Raw genomic sequence first — 14,749 nt, 5'->3', positions numbered from 1 at the left:
AAACCTCTCTTAAATCAGACCATGATCTGTCTCAAATACCCTGAATACGAACAGATCTCGTATTTGCTGATATCGGATATCTTGCGGTTAAACCAGTGAGACAGGAATTTTCTGATTTCCCGTTGATCATAAGCCCAGCTTTTCTTCTCAACCTTGCTATAGCGCTCCATGTACAGATCAAAGAGCTCTTTGAGGGAAATCTCTTTCCGAAGTCTATTCTTGGCAACATTGGGGTTGGTGCCGTCCGCCAAAGCCCCTTTAGCCTTCGTCGCCTCCCGTCTGGCGTTCTCTATGGTCATATCGGGGAACTTGCCCAACGTTACCCGTACAGGCCGTCCCTGATGCTTCTGGTAGAGCTGGAAGGTCTTTGCGCCGGTGTCCGTCACCCGAAGGATTAACCCGCCGACCTTCTCGTCCTTAAACGAGAAACGCTTGCCTCTGGGCGGAGTAGGGAGGCTCAAAAGTGTCTTCTTCACAAAATTGAATTTATCGTTTGGGGCTACCATAGGGCTACCTATTTCCGTAAATTACGCTATATCGAAGGCATCTTGATTAAACGAGTAATCGGAAAATAGATAGCTATTATAATAGTTTACTACAATAGCGTAATCTGCATTACTCATAGGTCAGTTTGGCTCATAACCTGAAGGTCGTCAGTTCAAATCTGACCCCCGCAACCAAGCATTACTTCTTGATAACCCTGTAAGTCTATCAAGAGCCAATATTAAAGTATGTCGGCCTCTTTTCGCGCGGCGGCGAGTTGCCGGGGGGACATTGTGGCTTCCAGTAGCGTAAGATTTTCGGCTGCGGCGTAATGCCCCTGCGCGGCCGCCAGTGTCCACCAGAAATGGGCCATTGCGGGGTTTCTCCGCGTGCTGCAGCCGTCGAAATACATCAAGCCGAGATTGTATTGGGCATCGATATCGCCGTTTTCCGCCGACAGGTTGAAAAGGTCAAAAGCTTTTTTGAAATCCTGCTCCACGCAGATGCCAAGCGTGTGCATCAGTCCCAGATTGTACTGAGCGCCAGCGTGGTTCTGTTCAGCCGCTGCGCGATAGAGGGCAACGGCCTGATCAGGGTCCTTTTTAACACCACGACCGTTATCATACATTAAACCAAGGTTGTTCTGCGCGTCGGCATCCCCCTGATCCGCGGCCCGGCGGTACCATCTAACTGCCTTTTCGTCGTCCCTGGCCACGCCGATACCATTGTTATACATGAGGCCGAGATTATAACAGGCGGCGACATTTCCTTGCTCCGCCGCCATCCTGTAATAGTGCAAGGCGGCCCGGTCATCCGGCTGGACGCCCATCCCCCGGGCATGGATCAAGCCAAGATTATATTGCGCATCGGCGTGGCCCTGGTCTGCCGACAGCCCGAGCCATTTCACCGCAGCACCGTAGTCCTGGTCCATATTGCGGCCAAAAAGATACTGCATTCCAAGGTCGAACTGCGCGTCAGCACACCCCTGCGTCGCAGCCAATTCACTCATGACAGCCCCTCATATCACCCGGCGATCAGCAAAGCGGAGGTGCGTTCCTCCCCGATGCCGTCTTGCCGCTTCCCTCCCTGATTAGAGGCCTGAAAGTAACATAAATGCGGGAAAGTGTAACAACTATTACAAAACACCATAAAAAAAATGGTGCGACGCACCATGATCGTTGAGTGCCGGCCTAACTGTGGGTATCCTCTTGAAAGTTCTCTGTAATTCCTTCAAAAGGTTAAGGATTTCAATATGGGCGGCATTGTCTGGCTAGCGTCTTATCCAAAATCCGGAAATACCTGGCTGCGCACGTTTCTGCATAATCTCTTCCTCAATGGCGCGGCGCCCGCCAATATTAATCAGATGAATAGTCTGACCCTGAGCGACAACAGCAAATTCTGGTATGAGAAGGTTGCCGGGCGTCCTTATGAGTGCCTGAGCGAGCGTGATATTTCTGCTCTCACCCCTAAAGTTCATGAGGCCTACACCCGTATCCGATCAGACTCAGTTTTCGTAAAAACCCATCATTTTCTTGGCGAGAGTTATGGCATTCCCTTGATTACGCCAGAATATACCGCTGGCGCTATCTATATATTACGCAATCCACTGGATACAGTGATCTCCGTTGCCGATCATTATGGCCTGACGATCGATGAAGGGATCGACATGATGAATGAGCGCAAAACCCGTATCGGTGCTTCGGCCACGGCGGGGCCGGATTATCTCAGTTCTTGGTCTGAGCATGTTGCCTCCTGGCAGGCGATGCAACGATCAGCGCTACATGTTATGCGCTATGAAGACATGCTGCTCAAACCGCTTAGGGCCTTTGGATCTCTGGCCCGGTTTTTAGGGCTGGAGCCGCCACAACCGCGTTTAAGAAAGGCGATTCAGTTTTCTTCTTTTAATACGTCCCGAAAGCAAGAGAAGGAAAAAGGGTTTATTGAACAATCCGATAAAAACGAGCAGTTTTTTCGGGTCGGCAAGGCCGGGCAATGGAAAACGGTCTTAAGCAATGATCAGGTAAAACGTATCGTTTCTGCCCATGCGGATGTCATGGAAGAATATGGTTACCTACCTTCCTCCCAATAGGTCGCGGATAATAATTTATTTCAATGCTGCCTTACCGCTATCAGATGTATCAGCAATCTCGAGAATGAGCTTTTTCCTGACCGCCGCGGCGAAGGTATCGGCATTATCCGCCGTTATAACAAAGGCCCCGTTGCCGCCGATGATTTGCTCTTCGAAGGCTTGCTCCAGATCATAGCTATTGGGCCGGCCGGAGCAATAACGGCAAAGAACGGCTAGGCCGTTGATGGTAATGCCGGCAGCGACAACCTCCTGCCGGGCAAGCTCTATCGGAGGCCCGCTCCAATTGTTGGCGCTATCGGCTGAAATATCAATAACCCGACGGAAACCCCAGAAATTATTATTTTCAATAAGGCTTTTCCCGAATAGTAGCGCGGTACCGATGGCGTTGAAACCTTGTGCTCTTCTGGGGCGTTGTCGTAGTTCTCCCGCAAACTTCTGGGCGCTTTCCAGGCTGTCGATAATTTGCCATCCCACTACAATATCCTGTGAATTAGAATCTCCCCACTCTACGTAAGTGACAGCGATTCTTTCATAAATAGTTGTTTGAATTGCCGAAATGACATTTGGGTCGGTGATGGCCTTGGCATAGCCTTCCCGTTGAAATAAAATTTCAGCATCATCGATAGAGCCAGTCGCGTCGGCCAGCAGCACGAGTTCAAGCCCGACCTTTGTTTCTTCCTGCGCTGTGCTCGACAAGCTCCAGAAGGTCATCAGTATTATCAGGATTGCGCCTAGTATATGGCGGAGCATCTCTTGTCCTCACACCGGTAACATAAGGAAGATATAATTTGTTAATTTTAGGGGTGGGTCAAGTGCCAAAGCCAGCGCAATCTTCGGCGCAGGCACCGTGCCATTACCAATGATCAAAAGAAATTGATCTGAGAAGTAAAAAATATTGCGTCGCCTTGACATTATTTAGAATAATTCTAACTAACAATATACCATATTAATACCACACAAGAGACTTCTTTGGAGAGATATCATGTCAAAGCGCAAAACCATGACGACAACGGCCGGGGCTCCGATCAGTGACAACCAAAATTCCCTCACAGCAGGTGCGCGCGGCCCTCTCCTTATGCAGGATTATCAACTGCTTGAAAAGCTTGCCCATCAGAACAGGGAGCGTATTCCTGAGCGTGTTGTGCATGCCAAGGGCTGGGGCGCCCATGGCACATTTACGGTTACTCATGACATCAGAAAATATACCCAGGCGAAGATCTTTTCCGAAATTGGCAAGGAAACCCCGATGATTGCCAGGTTCTCAACCGTTGCCGGAGAGCAGGGCGCGGCGGATGCTGAGAGGGATGTGCGGGGATTTGCGCTTAAATTCTACACTGAGGAAGGGAACTGGGATTTGGTTGGCAATAATACGCCTGTCTTCTTCGTGCGTGATCCGCTGAAGTTTCCCGATTTCATTCATACGCAAAAACGCCATCCGCGGACGAACTTACGGTCCCCAACCGCGATGTGGGATTTCTGGTCCCTATCGCCCGAAAGCCTGCATCAGGTGACGATCCTGATGTCCGATCGCGGGTTGCCTGTGGCGCCGATGTATATGAATGGCTATGGATCGCATACCTACAGCTTCTGGAATGAAGACGGAGAGCGGTTCTGGATCAAGTTCCACTTCAAAACGAAACAAGGGCATAAACATTATACAAATGAAGAGGCCGCAAAGATTGTCGGCGAGTCCCGTGAGACTTATCAGGAAGAGCTGTTCGGCACAATCGAGCGCGGAGAGTTTCCGAAATGGACAGTATTTGTGCAGGTAATGCCGGAAACGGACGCCGAGAAGACGCCCTACAACCCCTTCGACCTGACCAAGGTCTGGCCGCATGGGGATTATCCATTGATCGAAGTCGGTGAAATGGAACTCAACCGCAATGCGGACAATTACTTCGCGGAAATAGAGCAGGCTGCCTTCAGCCCGTCCAACGTTGTGCGCGGGATTGGGGTTAGCCCCGATAAAATGCTGCAGGCGCGCATCTTCTCCTATGCGGATGCCCACCGTCATCGTCTCGGCACGCATTATGAGGCGTTGCCGATCAATGCACCGAAATCTGCCGTGAATCATTATCATAAGGATGGGGCGATGCGGTTTTTCCAGAATGATACCGGCAATCCGGATGCGTATTACGAGCCTAACTCGATGAGTGGTCCGGTGGAAGATGAGAGCTATCGCGAGCCGCCATATCGAGTTTCCGGCGATGCAGATAGGTATGATCACCGGGAAGGCAACGATGATTACGCACAGCCGCGAGCGCTCTTTAACCTGTTCGATGCGGGGGAAAAGGATCGGCTCTTCTCCAACATCGCCGCCGCAATGCAGGGTGTGCCGGAGGAAATCGTCCAGCGACAGCTCGGTCATTTCTATAAAGCTGACCCGGCCTACGCGGAAGGTGTTGCCGCTAAGCTCGGTACCACTGTATCGGAGAGCGCCAAAGCCGCATAAATGATGCCCAAGAGAAAAGCCCCTTGAAAGCAATATTCAAGGGGCTTTTTTGCTGTGACTCCCGAACATTTCTATTCAGGAAAGAAACAGTCGATCCGTTGCGAGCTTTTTCCAGGCATTGACATCGGGCGGTCCCACGGCTCGGATTTTAAGATCGCGGATGCCCCGGCCGACCCAGCTTTGCATATTTTGTAGATGGCTGAGCGGAGCGTTGGCAAAGCGGATGGTTCGCTCGACCTTTCGCTCTCTTCTTGCCTGATAGGTTATCAGCGCTTGTTCGACATTTTGCATTGCCAAAGCATCGGCAAGGCAGCGGCTATCGGCAAGCGCCATCGCGGCGCCCTGCTGAATCAAGGGGGAGCATCCGTTGGCAGCGTCACCGACGAACGCAACACGCCGGTCAAAGAAGCAGGGCTTAACAACCGATTTCAAGCGGCTTGTCAGAATTTCAACGTCGTCGATCTGGGATAGAATATACGGGATCGGACCGCCGTAACCCGAAAAAACCTTCTTGATATTCTCCCGTGCATTTTCGCCTAGAGTGATGTCATTCAGATCCTCATACACATGACCATAGCAATAGAGCGCATCATCGCTGAGAGGATAGATCGTGAGAAGGTCTGTCTGGCCGATCATATGCAGCGGTTGCAACGTGTGCTCAGGGTAGGGAACAACGAACCGCCAGCCGATAACATTATGATCGGTGAGCATTTCCTGCCCCTCGTAATTTTTCTGGCGGACAAGGGAATTAATCCCATCCGCAGCAATCAAAAGGTCATAGGCCCCGTTAAGAAGTTCGTTCGTGCAGGTGATATTGACGGCGTCATCGCTATGTTCCACAGTCAATATTTCCGTGTTGTATCGTACTTTTCTCTCAAGCCCCTCGAGTAGGGCGCTGTCAAGGTCCTTCCGTTTGAGTGCGATGAACTGATCATTCTCGAACGGCGGCTCCGTCAAGCTTGCTACCTTGATCATCTTGCCGGTTACCTTGCTGTAGGTGATTGTTGAAGCTTGGAAATATTGGCCTTCAAGACGACCTAGCATGCCAAGATCTTTAAGCTCCCTGACGGCATTGAAAGGAAGAACGATGCCGGTATGTGCGACAGTTTCCGATGACCGTTTTTCAACTATTTCGAAGTCCAACCCGAACCTGCTAAGCCATTGGGCAATAGACAGACCCGCAATTCCGGCGCCTACAATCAGAATTTTCGACGTCAAACCAGTACGTTCCTCTTAGAAATCACACATACATACAATAGGCCGGATCATATAATTTTTCCCGGCTAAATCAAAGTCGGTTGTTCAGGAAGGCAAATAAGAACCTTATTCTGTTGGTTAACGGATGCTCAATACTTTCCAGTTAACATTAGGTAAACCTGAACTGTTTGAGCCGGGAAAATAATTTGACTAGAGATCGCAATTGCTTGCGTGCCGGGCAACGCAAGGGACATAGCTCATGCTAAGTGAGTTAGCCATTCTCATCTGCTTGCTTGTCATGCTTGCCGTGTTCTGGAGGCGGAAAAAGCGGCTTACTCACGTCAAAATAGGGCGGGATCTGATAAATTACGGCCTGCTTATCGTGGTATTCGCGTCTCTCATTGATGTATTGTTCGTTGGCGATGGCTCGGCATTCGACATCGGTTTTAGTAATGAAAGCTCGCTGGAAGTCTGGCGTGTTGTTGCTTATTTGCCGGGTCTCGTACTCGTTTCGGTTGGCTTGATGCGCATGCTTCCAGCTATTGAGCGGCTCAATCAGGAGATCCAGGCAAGAATAGTATCTGAAGAGAAGCAACGGGAGCAAAATCAACGTCTACAAATGGCGATTGCCCGCGCAGAAACCGCCGAAAATACACTTCTCGATGCGATTGAATCGATGCCGGAAGCCGTTGCCATCTACGATGCGAATGACCGACTTTATATTTGCAACAACCCTTATCGTGAGCGGTACAAGGACATAATCGACAAGGTGAAGCCCGGCATACATTTTAATGATCTCGTCCGTCATATGGTTGATTTGGGACGTGTGGCAGAAGCCGTCGGTCGGGAAGAGGATTATATAGCCGTACGGATCAAAGAACATCAAAATCCGTCGGACCCGGTGGAGCAGGAATTTGACGACGGGCGTGTTTATCGATTGTCCGAGACAAAAACAAAAGCTGGAGGCACGGTATCAATTCGAACGGATATTACGGATATCCGAGTCCGCGAACAGACCCTTAAGGAAAATCGCGCTAAGCTTGAGGAAGCTCAGGCCATCGCTCATATCGGAAGCTGGATGCATAGTATTGATGCTGGCAAACATGAATGGTCTGACGAGGTTTTCCGCATTTTGGGGTATAAACCGGGTGAAATAGAACAACGCTATAGTAACTTCGTATCGCGGGTGCATAAGAATGATTTGGCACGCCTGCGTTCAGTCTTTGAGACTGCAACCGAAAATATTGAACCATTCGAAGCAGAGTTCCGGGTGGTGCATGATGAAGGCAGGATAATCTATGTCCGGCTTATCGGACGTGCAAACATTAGTGAAAATGGTACTCTGATTGGGGCCAGCGGGACGCTCCAAGATATTACGACCCAGCATATGTTCGAGCGTGAATTGATACAGGCGAAACTGGAAGCGGAAGAGGGAACGAGATCGAAATCCTTGTTTCTTGCGAATATGAGCCATGAGCTCAGGACGCCGCTCAATGCAGTGATAGGGTTTTCCGAAGTTTTGGCTAAAGAGATTTTTGGCCCGATTGAGAATGATCGGTACCGTGAATACGCCGATAATATCCAGTCATCGGGTCGGCATCTGCTTTCCTTGATCGATGATATCCTGGAATATTCGCGTTTGGAAGCCGATTCCATCGAGCTTCAGGAAGCGGAATTTAATCTCCTGAAAGTGGTGGAATCGACGAAAACAATGCTGGCTGCCAAGGCGAATGAAAAATCGATAAGCTTCTCTATGTCGGATCGCCTTGATATCCAGATACGTGCAGATGAGAGAAAGCTCAAGCAGGTGTTTATCAACCTTGTGAATAACGCTATAAAATTTACGCCGGAAAAAGGGCATATTGAACTGGATCTGTCGGCAGATTCGGATAATTTCATCTCTCTTTACATAATCGATAACGGTTACGGGATCAGCGAAGAAGAAATCAAGAATGTGATGCGCCCGTTTGGCCGTACGCATTATTCAATTTCCAAATCGATTGAAGGAACCGGCCTCGGCCTGCCGCTTGCCAAGTCCATCGTTGAATTGCATGGCGGCATGCTAGAAATCAGCAGCAATACGGAAAAGCCGGGTACCGTGATTGAGATACGCTTGCCGAAATCCCGGGTCGTTGGCCCGCAGCAGGGTACCCCCCACCTGAACCTGATAGCCCGACCTTGAACGGATCAAAAATCCACGTGTTACATGTGAATCTTTATGTAGCGTAGCAGTATTTTTTCTGCTAATGAGCTTCACCGAAAAAATTGGGCTTCAACAACTAAACAGGTGGAACATTAGAATTGCAACTGCTCCAGGATTGTGAGGGCTATGTCGCTGATCGCGAGCAAGCCCTAGCCGGTTTGCGGCGATATGAAAACGAAGCGACAGCTCTTGAAATCGAGCAGTCAAACGATGCTGTCCACTTTCTGTATATCGACAGGATTACAGAGGCGGCCAACACCTTTCTTTCCGGATTTCCAGGTACATGTCTTTATGCGGCGAAAGCCAACCCGCATCCGGCGCTTCTGCGCCTGCTGTGGGCTGCGGGCATTCGCCATTTTGAAGTCGCCTCGATCCGGGAGATTGAAAATCTGCGCCGGGATTTTCCAATGGCGCAGCTCTATTTCATGCACCCGGTCAAAAGCCGGCAGGCGATTGCCCGCGCCTATGCGTTAGGTGTGCGCCATTTTGCTTTTGACAGCCTGGATGAGCTTCGCAAGATAAAGCAGGAAACCGGTCACGCTGAAGACCTGTCTCTGATGCTCCGGCTCAGCGTCTCGCAGGTCGGGGCAGCTTATCCGCTGGACAATAAATTTGGCGCGACATTGATGGAAGCACCGCTTCTCCTCACGCATGCCCGCCAGATTGCCGAGAAAGTCGGCGTGACGTTCCATGTTGGGTCCCAGTGCCTTGCGGTAGAGGCTTATGTGAATGCTATCTACAACATCGCGAATATGCTGGAAGGCTGCGGTGTCAAGATCGATATGATTGATGTCGGCGGTGGCTTTCCGATTTCCTACCCGGATATGGAGCCGGTACCGCTACAGGATTATTTCGATGCCATTGCCAAAGCCCTGATGGAATGCGGCTTTGAAGATCTTGAGATCTTCTGTGAGCCAGGCCGGGCCATGGTTGCCACAGGCGGTGCGGTTGCAGTGCGGGTAGAACTACGCCGTGGGCAGTCCCTCTACCTGAATGATGGAACCTATGGATCGTTATTTGACGCAGGGCAGTTGGGATGGTCTTATCCGATTGAGCTTTACCGCGCCGGAAGGCTGGAAGTGCCGTCGGAAATGTCGCTTTTCCAGCTCTACGGTCCGACCTGCGATAGCATCGATAAGATGCAGGATCGTTTGTCACTTCCCGACGATGTATGTGAAGGCGATTGGCTTATTTTCCGGCATTTGGGAGCGTATGGATATGCCATGCAAACCAAATTTAACGGATTTTATTCCGAAACCATCGTTGCGATTGAAAACGACACCGAGTTCGCGTAACGCAACCATTTTATATAAGGTATTGAGGTGACAATTATGAAAACCTCTCAAAGTAACGATAAGGCGGCCCTCCTTTCGAAGACCGTCGAGCATATCGATATCAAAAGTTTCGACGCCCGTCCGATCATAGACGCCATGGGCAAGATGTCCTTCACCTCGCGTGATCTCGCCCGGGCGACGGAGATTTTCAACATGGCCGTGGAGGATCCAGACTGCGCCGTTATCCTGACCCTCGCGGGTTCAACCTCCGCCGGGGGTTGCATGCATGTTTATCGGGATCTCGTGGAACTGGGCATGGTGGACGCGATTGTGTCCACTGGCGCCTCCATCGTGGACATGGACTTTTTCGAAGCCCTCGGTTTTCGTCATTATCAGGCTGACAGTACGGTCGATGATAATGAGTTGCGGGCGCTTTATATTGATCGTATTTACGATACCTATATCGACGAAGAAGAACTGCAGAATTGCGATGAGACGATCAAGGCGATCGCCGACGGGCTGGAGCGTCGACCCTATTCCTCCCGGGAATTTATCCAGGAAATGGGCCGCTGGCTGAAGACCAATGCGGTTAAGAAAAATTCTCTTATTGAAACCTGCTATGATCATGATGTGCCGATTTTCGTACCGGCTTTTTCCGATTGCTCTGCTGGCTTCGGCTTGGTCAAGCATCAGGTGGAAAATCCGGACGCGCATCTCAGTATCGATAGCGTAAAGGATTTTCGCGAGTTGACGGAAATCAAGATTGCCGCAGGTACCACAGGTTTGTTGATGGTTGGTGGCGGTGTTCCGAAGAACTTCGTCCAGGATACGGTAGTCTGCGCAGAAATCCTCGGCAAAGAAGTGGATGTGCATAAATATGCAGTGCAGATTTCTGTCGCCGATGTCCGTGACGGTGCCTGCTCCTCCTCAACCCTGAAAGAGGCCGCGAGCTGGGGTAAGGTCAGCACAAACCTGGAGCAGATGGTCTTCGCTGAAGCGTCATCAGTTATTCCGCTGTTGGCATCAGACGCCTATCACCGCGGCGTATGGAAGAACCGTAAGCCGAAAAGATTCTCGAAGTTGTTTCAGTAACGGATTGCTGGATTAAAGCCATGAAGGCGCCATTTGATATTCTCCCGCCGGAAGAGGGGTTCCTTGGGTTGCCCGCTGAAGAAGCCGTTGATTATGAAACGGCCAAAGCGGTGATAATCCCCTTTGGTCTTGAAGGTTCCGTCAGCTATGGGGGGGGGACTGCCCTGGGCCCCGCCGCCATGATTGAGGCAAGCCATCAGGTGGAGCTTTTCGATGAGGATCTCTGGTGCGAGCCTTTTCGCGACTTTGGGGTCGTGACCATGCGGGAAAAACCCGTCGACGGGAGCAATATCAAGGCGGCAATCGACGATCTGGCAGGCCTAACAGGTAAGGTGCTGGCGGATGACAAATTCCCCCTCGTTTTCGGTGGGGAACATTCCATCACGCCCGGCGCGATCCGGCCCTTTCTTGAACAATTTGATGATCTGATCATTCTGCATTTTGACGCCCATGCAGATCTTCGTGACGGGTATGAAGGGGAGCATTATTCCCATGCTGCCGCGATCCGTCGCGTGCTTGATCATCCGACTGTGCCTATTGTCTCGATCGGGATACGCAATATTTCGGCGGAGGAAATCCCGTTTCTGGACGCGAACCGGCATCGTATCACGATCCACTGGGGCAAGGATCGCGAAAGCTGGCGGGTTGAGGATATCGTTGCCCCGCTTAAAGACCGGCCGATTTATCTGACGTTCGACCTCGACGGGTTTGATGGATCAGTGATGCCGGCAACAGGCACGCCGGAGCCGGGCGGACTGTTCTGGAATGACGCGATCAATATCATTAAGGCGGCCTCCAAAGTCGGGCATATTGTTGGAGCTGATATCAATGAGCTTGCGCCGATTGACGGATTTCACGCGCCGAATTTCCTGGCGGCCAAACTGGCTTACAAGATACTTGCTCACGCTTTTTCAGGTGGACTGCCCAGAAAATAGCAAAATTTCTCCTCTTTTTTGGATAAAATCGGCCTTATTTCCCCGTCATCTTACCTGCCATAACAGGAGGATGAGGAAATGGATAAAGCGAGATTTTCACAGAATCGGAGGAACGGTTTCATCCGGATGATGTCAGCGGCCAGGTCATGTCGCCAGCAAATCGGCCTCGTTACCGTTATGGGTGGGCTGGCGCTGGCCGTCGTTCTGAATATCGCCATGGCATCCGAAACAACTACGGAAAAAGCGCAGGCACAGACGGCATATCTTAAAAAAGCTCCATCCGAGAAAAGCGCCTCCATCCAATAACAAAAGGATTTTACCGAGCAGCCAGACCATTCTGTTTCATACGCCAAAGACAGACATCTACCCGATCCTGACCGAAGAACGCCTCGTTCTTGTAGGCAAGGGTGGGAACGCCCCAATGACCGGATTTTTCAAGGGCGGCCTGATTTTCCTCGACCTTGGCAGTATATCCGGCAAAATCTTTCTCGATAAGACCGTCAAGATGCGTAAGATCGAAACCAGCCTTCGCCGCCGCTTTGGCAAGATGATCACCTTCATGCCAGCCGCGCACCTCCCCATTCCACAGAAGGCGGGAAATATTGTCAATAAAATCAAGCCCATCGCCCGTTTCCGCCGCAGCAATCCCGAGATGGGTCAGTCGATGGATATAGGGTTGCTCCGCCGGAACTTCCTTTGTCTGTCGGTTCATTTTTACGGGGTCGGGCCTCGGCCAGGAAATCGAAATGCCGTTCATATCGCCGACCCGCTGAATATCGGTCATGAGATAGTCGATCCACAGCGGATGCACATCCTTGAAGAATTTGGGGGTGCGGATGGCAATAGGATAAACGGGCCGTACATTGACCTGAAGGTCGTACTCATTCCTCAATTCCAGGATACGACGCATCGCAAGATACGAATAGGGGCTTCTGAACGACCAGAAAAGATCAACGCTGTGGGGCATGGTTTTCTCCATTGTTATTTGTTACTTTTTGTTCACAATAAATCTTTATAGTGCCCGCAGCCAAGTAATTTTCTTTTTCGCCGCAGCGGGTTGAGTGGATGCCGGCGATTTTCAATGAAAATTGTGGGCAGTTTTGTGCCGTACCCTGAAGTCCAGTTTAAGGGATAATATGCCATTTTTTCATATTTTAGTGCTTGCGGCCATTCAGGGGATTACCGAATTTCTGCCTATTTCGTCCAGCGGCCATCTCCTGATTATCCCGACAATTACGGGCTGGGCGGATCAGGGGCAAACGATTGATATCGCGGTCCATGTCGGGACGCTTGTGGCGGTAATTGCCTATTTCAGAAAAGACGTCCAGCAAATAGCATGGGCATTCCTGCGCCCGACGGATCATTCCGCCTCAGAGGGACGGCGACTAGGGTGGCATATCCTTATCGCCAGCATTCCCATCGTAATTGCGGGGGGCGGCATGTATTATCTTATTCAGGGAGAACTCCGGTCGATCCTGCTGGTTGCGGCAACGACGATTCTTTTCGGGCTGTTTCTTGGCTGGGCGGACAAAAAATTCCCGGTGACGAAGAAGATTGAAACAATCACCGTGCGGGATTCGTTCATTATCGGGCTTTTTCAGGTTCTCTCCCTCCTTCCCGGGACCAGCCGATCAGGGATCACGATGTCCGCGGCCCGCATGCGTGGCCTAAGCCGGAGCGACGGCGCTCATTTTTCCATACTGCTTTCCATTCCGACAATTCTCGGTGCGGGAACGCTCGCGACCTATCATCTGATTAAGATGGGGGATGCCCAGGTCGGGTTCGATGCCGTGCTTGCCGGTGTCATTGCCTGCCTGATCGCCTTTATGGTTATCAGCCTCCTGATGCGCTGGATCGAGAAGATCGGCTTTATGCCCTTCATCATCTATCGGTTAATTCTGGGGGCTTTCCTTCTCGCCCTTTATTTCTTGACCTAGGGCCAGCTCCCTCTTAACAGTGAGTGCCACAATCAAATTGCTTGATTAATCCTGTCTGAAACACCATTTCTCCTAAAAGGTGAATGGGGACAGGTTACGCATGGCTGCCTTGCGAAAGAGAAGCTTGAAGACCTTACCGCTTGTCGGGGCGGGGATTTTTCTCGCCCTGATTTTCCTGTCACGACCTGTATCCGCGATGGAGGATGAAACGGATTTACACTATTCCGTTTATCTGGGCGGGTTGTATCTCGGTAGTATAGAAACTGAGGTGCGGCAGGGCAAAAGTAATTACAAAATTGAAAGTGCGGCCCGTACCAATGCGGCATTTAATTGGGTGCTTAACTGGTTTGCCAAAGGCGAAACCGAAGGCCTTGTCAGCCTGGATAAATTTTTCCCGCGTCAGCATCAGCATAAAAGCACATGGAACGACAATGTGCGTATAGTCTCAATGGATTACGATAATGCGGGCGAGGTGAAAGTGCAGAAAACGGACACTCGCGACGATACGTTAGGCAAGCTGACACCGATTGACCCCGCGAGTCTTACGAATACCCTTGATCCGATGACGGCCATTTTGACGATGACCAACCGTTTGGAGAAGGGTATGGGGTGTAATGCCGAACTGCCAATCTTTGACGGTCATCGTCGTTATGATCTAATGCTTTCGGAAAAACCTGAGCGTTATTTCAAGCCCTCTCGCTACTCCGTATTCGAGGGGAATGCCATTGGGTGCAAGATTGATATCGTCAGAAAGGGCGGCTTTCGGGTAAATCAGGATTCTGACCGCAATGCCAATAATGAACAGGACGTTATCGTCTGGGCCGGATCTCCTATCGAAAATGGCCATGTCGTCCCGGTCCGTATGCGAATGGAAACCCAGTTTGGCATGATGGAAATGCATCTCGACCGTTATCGTGAAGGTCCTGTAAAACTGGTGAGCAATAATTCGAAGTAAAGGCTATTTTTCATATGGGATGTATGGCAATAGCTCGGGGAACGGACTAAAGAAGCATGGTTACAACTAATTCTTCTTCTATGGGTTGCCCGGATCGTTCAGGAAAGATGAATGGATCTGCGTTGATGGAGC

General features: G+C 50.6%; 14 protein-coding genes. 9 read left to right on the top strand and 5 right to left on the bottom strand.

The annotated features are described in order from the left end of the window. Positions 1–14: 14 nt before the first annotated feature. Positions 15–506: an Arm DNA-binding domain-containing protein gene (locus tag P1U71_RS13805; protein ID WP_301106197.1), complete on the bottom strand. Its 492-nt coding sequence runs from the start codon at positions 504–506 to the stop codon at positions 15–17. Positions 507–724: 218 nt separating this feature from the next. Then, positions 725–1,492, bottom strand: a complete 768-nt coding sequence (locus P1U71_RS13800) for a tetratricopeptide repeat protein (protein ID WP_301106196.1) — start codon at positions 1,490–1,492, stop codon at positions 725–727. A gap of 243 nt (positions 1,493–1,735) precedes the next feature. On the opposite strand from P1U71_RS13800, the gene P1U71_RS13795 reads away from it, so the two are divergent. Beyond that, positions 1,736–2,572 (top strand): sulfotransferase domain-containing protein, encoded by an 837-nt coding sequence (locus tag P1U71_RS13795; protein WP_301106195.1) that lies wholly within the window; start codon positions 1,736–1,738, stop codon positions 2,570–2,572. A 15-nt stretch (positions 2,573–2,587) separates the two neighbouring features. Here P1U71_RS13795 and P1U71_RS13790 read toward each other — a convergent pair whose 3' ends face one another. Continuing rightward, positions 2,588–3,283: a DUF1194 domain-containing protein gene (locus tag P1U71_RS13790; RefSeq protein ID WP_301106193.1), complete on the bottom strand. Its 696-nt coding sequence runs from the start codon at positions 3,281–3,283 to the stop codon at positions 2,588–2,590. Between the two features lie 271 nt (positions 3,284–3,554). On the opposite strand from P1U71_RS13790, the gene P1U71_RS13785 reads away from it, so the two are divergent. Next, the gene (locus P1U71_RS13785) at positions 3,555–5,024 is read left to right on the top strand and encodes a catalase (RefSeq protein WP_367281196.1); all 1,470 of its coding nucleotides are present in this window, start codon (positions 3,555–3,557) and stop codon (positions 5,022–5,024) included. 75 nt (positions 5,025–5,099) lie between these two features. Here P1U71_RS13785 and P1U71_RS13780 read toward each other — a convergent pair whose 3' ends face one another. After that, the gene (locus P1U71_RS13780) at positions 5,100–6,242 is read right to left on the bottom strand and encodes an NAD(P)/FAD-dependent oxidoreductase (protein WP_301106192.1); all 1,143 of its coding nucleotides are present in this window, start codon (positions 6,240–6,242) and stop codon (positions 5,100–5,102) included. Positions 6,243–6,480: 238 nt separating this feature from the next. Between P1U71_RS13780 and P1U71_RS13775 the strand changes: the two genes are divergently transcribed. The 5 genes from P1U71_RS13775 to P1U71_RS13755 all read left to right on the top strand — a co-directional run bounded on the left by P1U71_RS13775 (position 6,481) and on the right by P1U71_RS13755 (position 12,031). Beyond that, the gene (locus P1U71_RS13775) at positions 6,481–8,403 is read left to right on the top strand and encodes a PAS domain-containing sensor histidine kinase (protein WP_301106191.1); all 1,923 of its coding nucleotides are present in this window, start codon (positions 6,481–6,483) and stop codon (positions 8,401–8,403) included. Between the two features lie 119 nt (positions 8,404–8,522). Then, entirely contained in the window at positions 8,523–9,719 is a 1,197-nt protein-coding gene (locus tag P1U71_RS13770; RefSeq protein ID WP_301106190.1) for a type III PLP-dependent enzyme, read from the top strand. 36 nt (positions 9,720–9,755) lie between these two features. Beyond that, positions 9,756–10,790 (top strand): deoxyhypusine synthase, encoded by a 1,035-nt coding sequence (locus P1U71_RS13765; RefSeq protein ID WP_301106189.1) that lies wholly within the window; start codon positions 9,756–9,758, stop codon positions 10,788–10,790. Positions 10,791–10,810: 20 nt separating this feature from the next. Next, positions 10,811–11,725: an agmatinase gene (gene speB / locus P1U71_RS13760; protein ID WP_301106188.1), complete on the top strand. Its 915-nt coding sequence runs from the start codon at positions 10,811–10,813 to the stop codon at positions 11,723–11,725. A 126-nt stretch (positions 11,726–11,851) separates the two neighbouring features. Further along, on the top strand, positions 11,852–12,031 hold the full coding sequence (locus P1U71_RS13755) for a hypothetical protein (RefSeq protein ID WP_301106187.1): 180 nt from the start codon (positions 11,852–11,854) through the stop codon (positions 12,029–12,031). Between the two features lie 10 nt (positions 12,032–12,041). Here the strand turns inward: P1U71_RS13755 and P1U71_RS13750 are convergent, their stop codons facing one another. Beyond that, entirely contained in the window at positions 12,042–12,692 is a 651-nt protein-coding gene (locus tag P1U71_RS13750; protein ID WP_301106186.1) for a 2-hydroxychromene-2-carboxylate isomerase, read from the bottom strand. Positions 12,693–12,861: 169 nt separating this feature from the next. Between P1U71_RS13750 and P1U71_RS13745 the strand changes: the two genes are divergently transcribed. Together P1U71_RS13745 and P1U71_RS13740 are read left to right on the top strand one after the other, a co-directional pair. Continuing rightward, positions 12,862–13,662, top strand: coding sequence for an undecaprenyl-diphosphate phosphatase (locus tag P1U71_RS13745; RefSeq protein WP_301106185.1), 801 nt, complete (start codon positions 12,862–12,864; stop codon positions 13,660–13,662). A gap of 100 nt (positions 13,663–13,762) precedes the next feature. After that, complete coding sequence (locus P1U71_RS13740) at positions 13,763–14,617, top strand: DUF3108 domain-containing protein (protein WP_301106184.1); 855 nt, start codon at positions 13,763–13,765, stop codon at positions 14,615–14,617. The last annotated feature ends 132 nt before the right edge of the window (positions 14,618–14,749 follow it).

Origin of the sequence: Sneathiella sp., assembly GCF_029233945.1 — a bacterium.
In the GTDB taxonomy this organism is placed as follows: Bacteria; Pseudomonadota; Alphaproteobacteria; order Sneathiellales; family Sneathiellaceae; genus Sneathiella.
The sequence above is the reverse complement of the archived record's forward strand: the minus strand, read 5'-3'. Positions and strand labels throughout refer to the sequence as shown.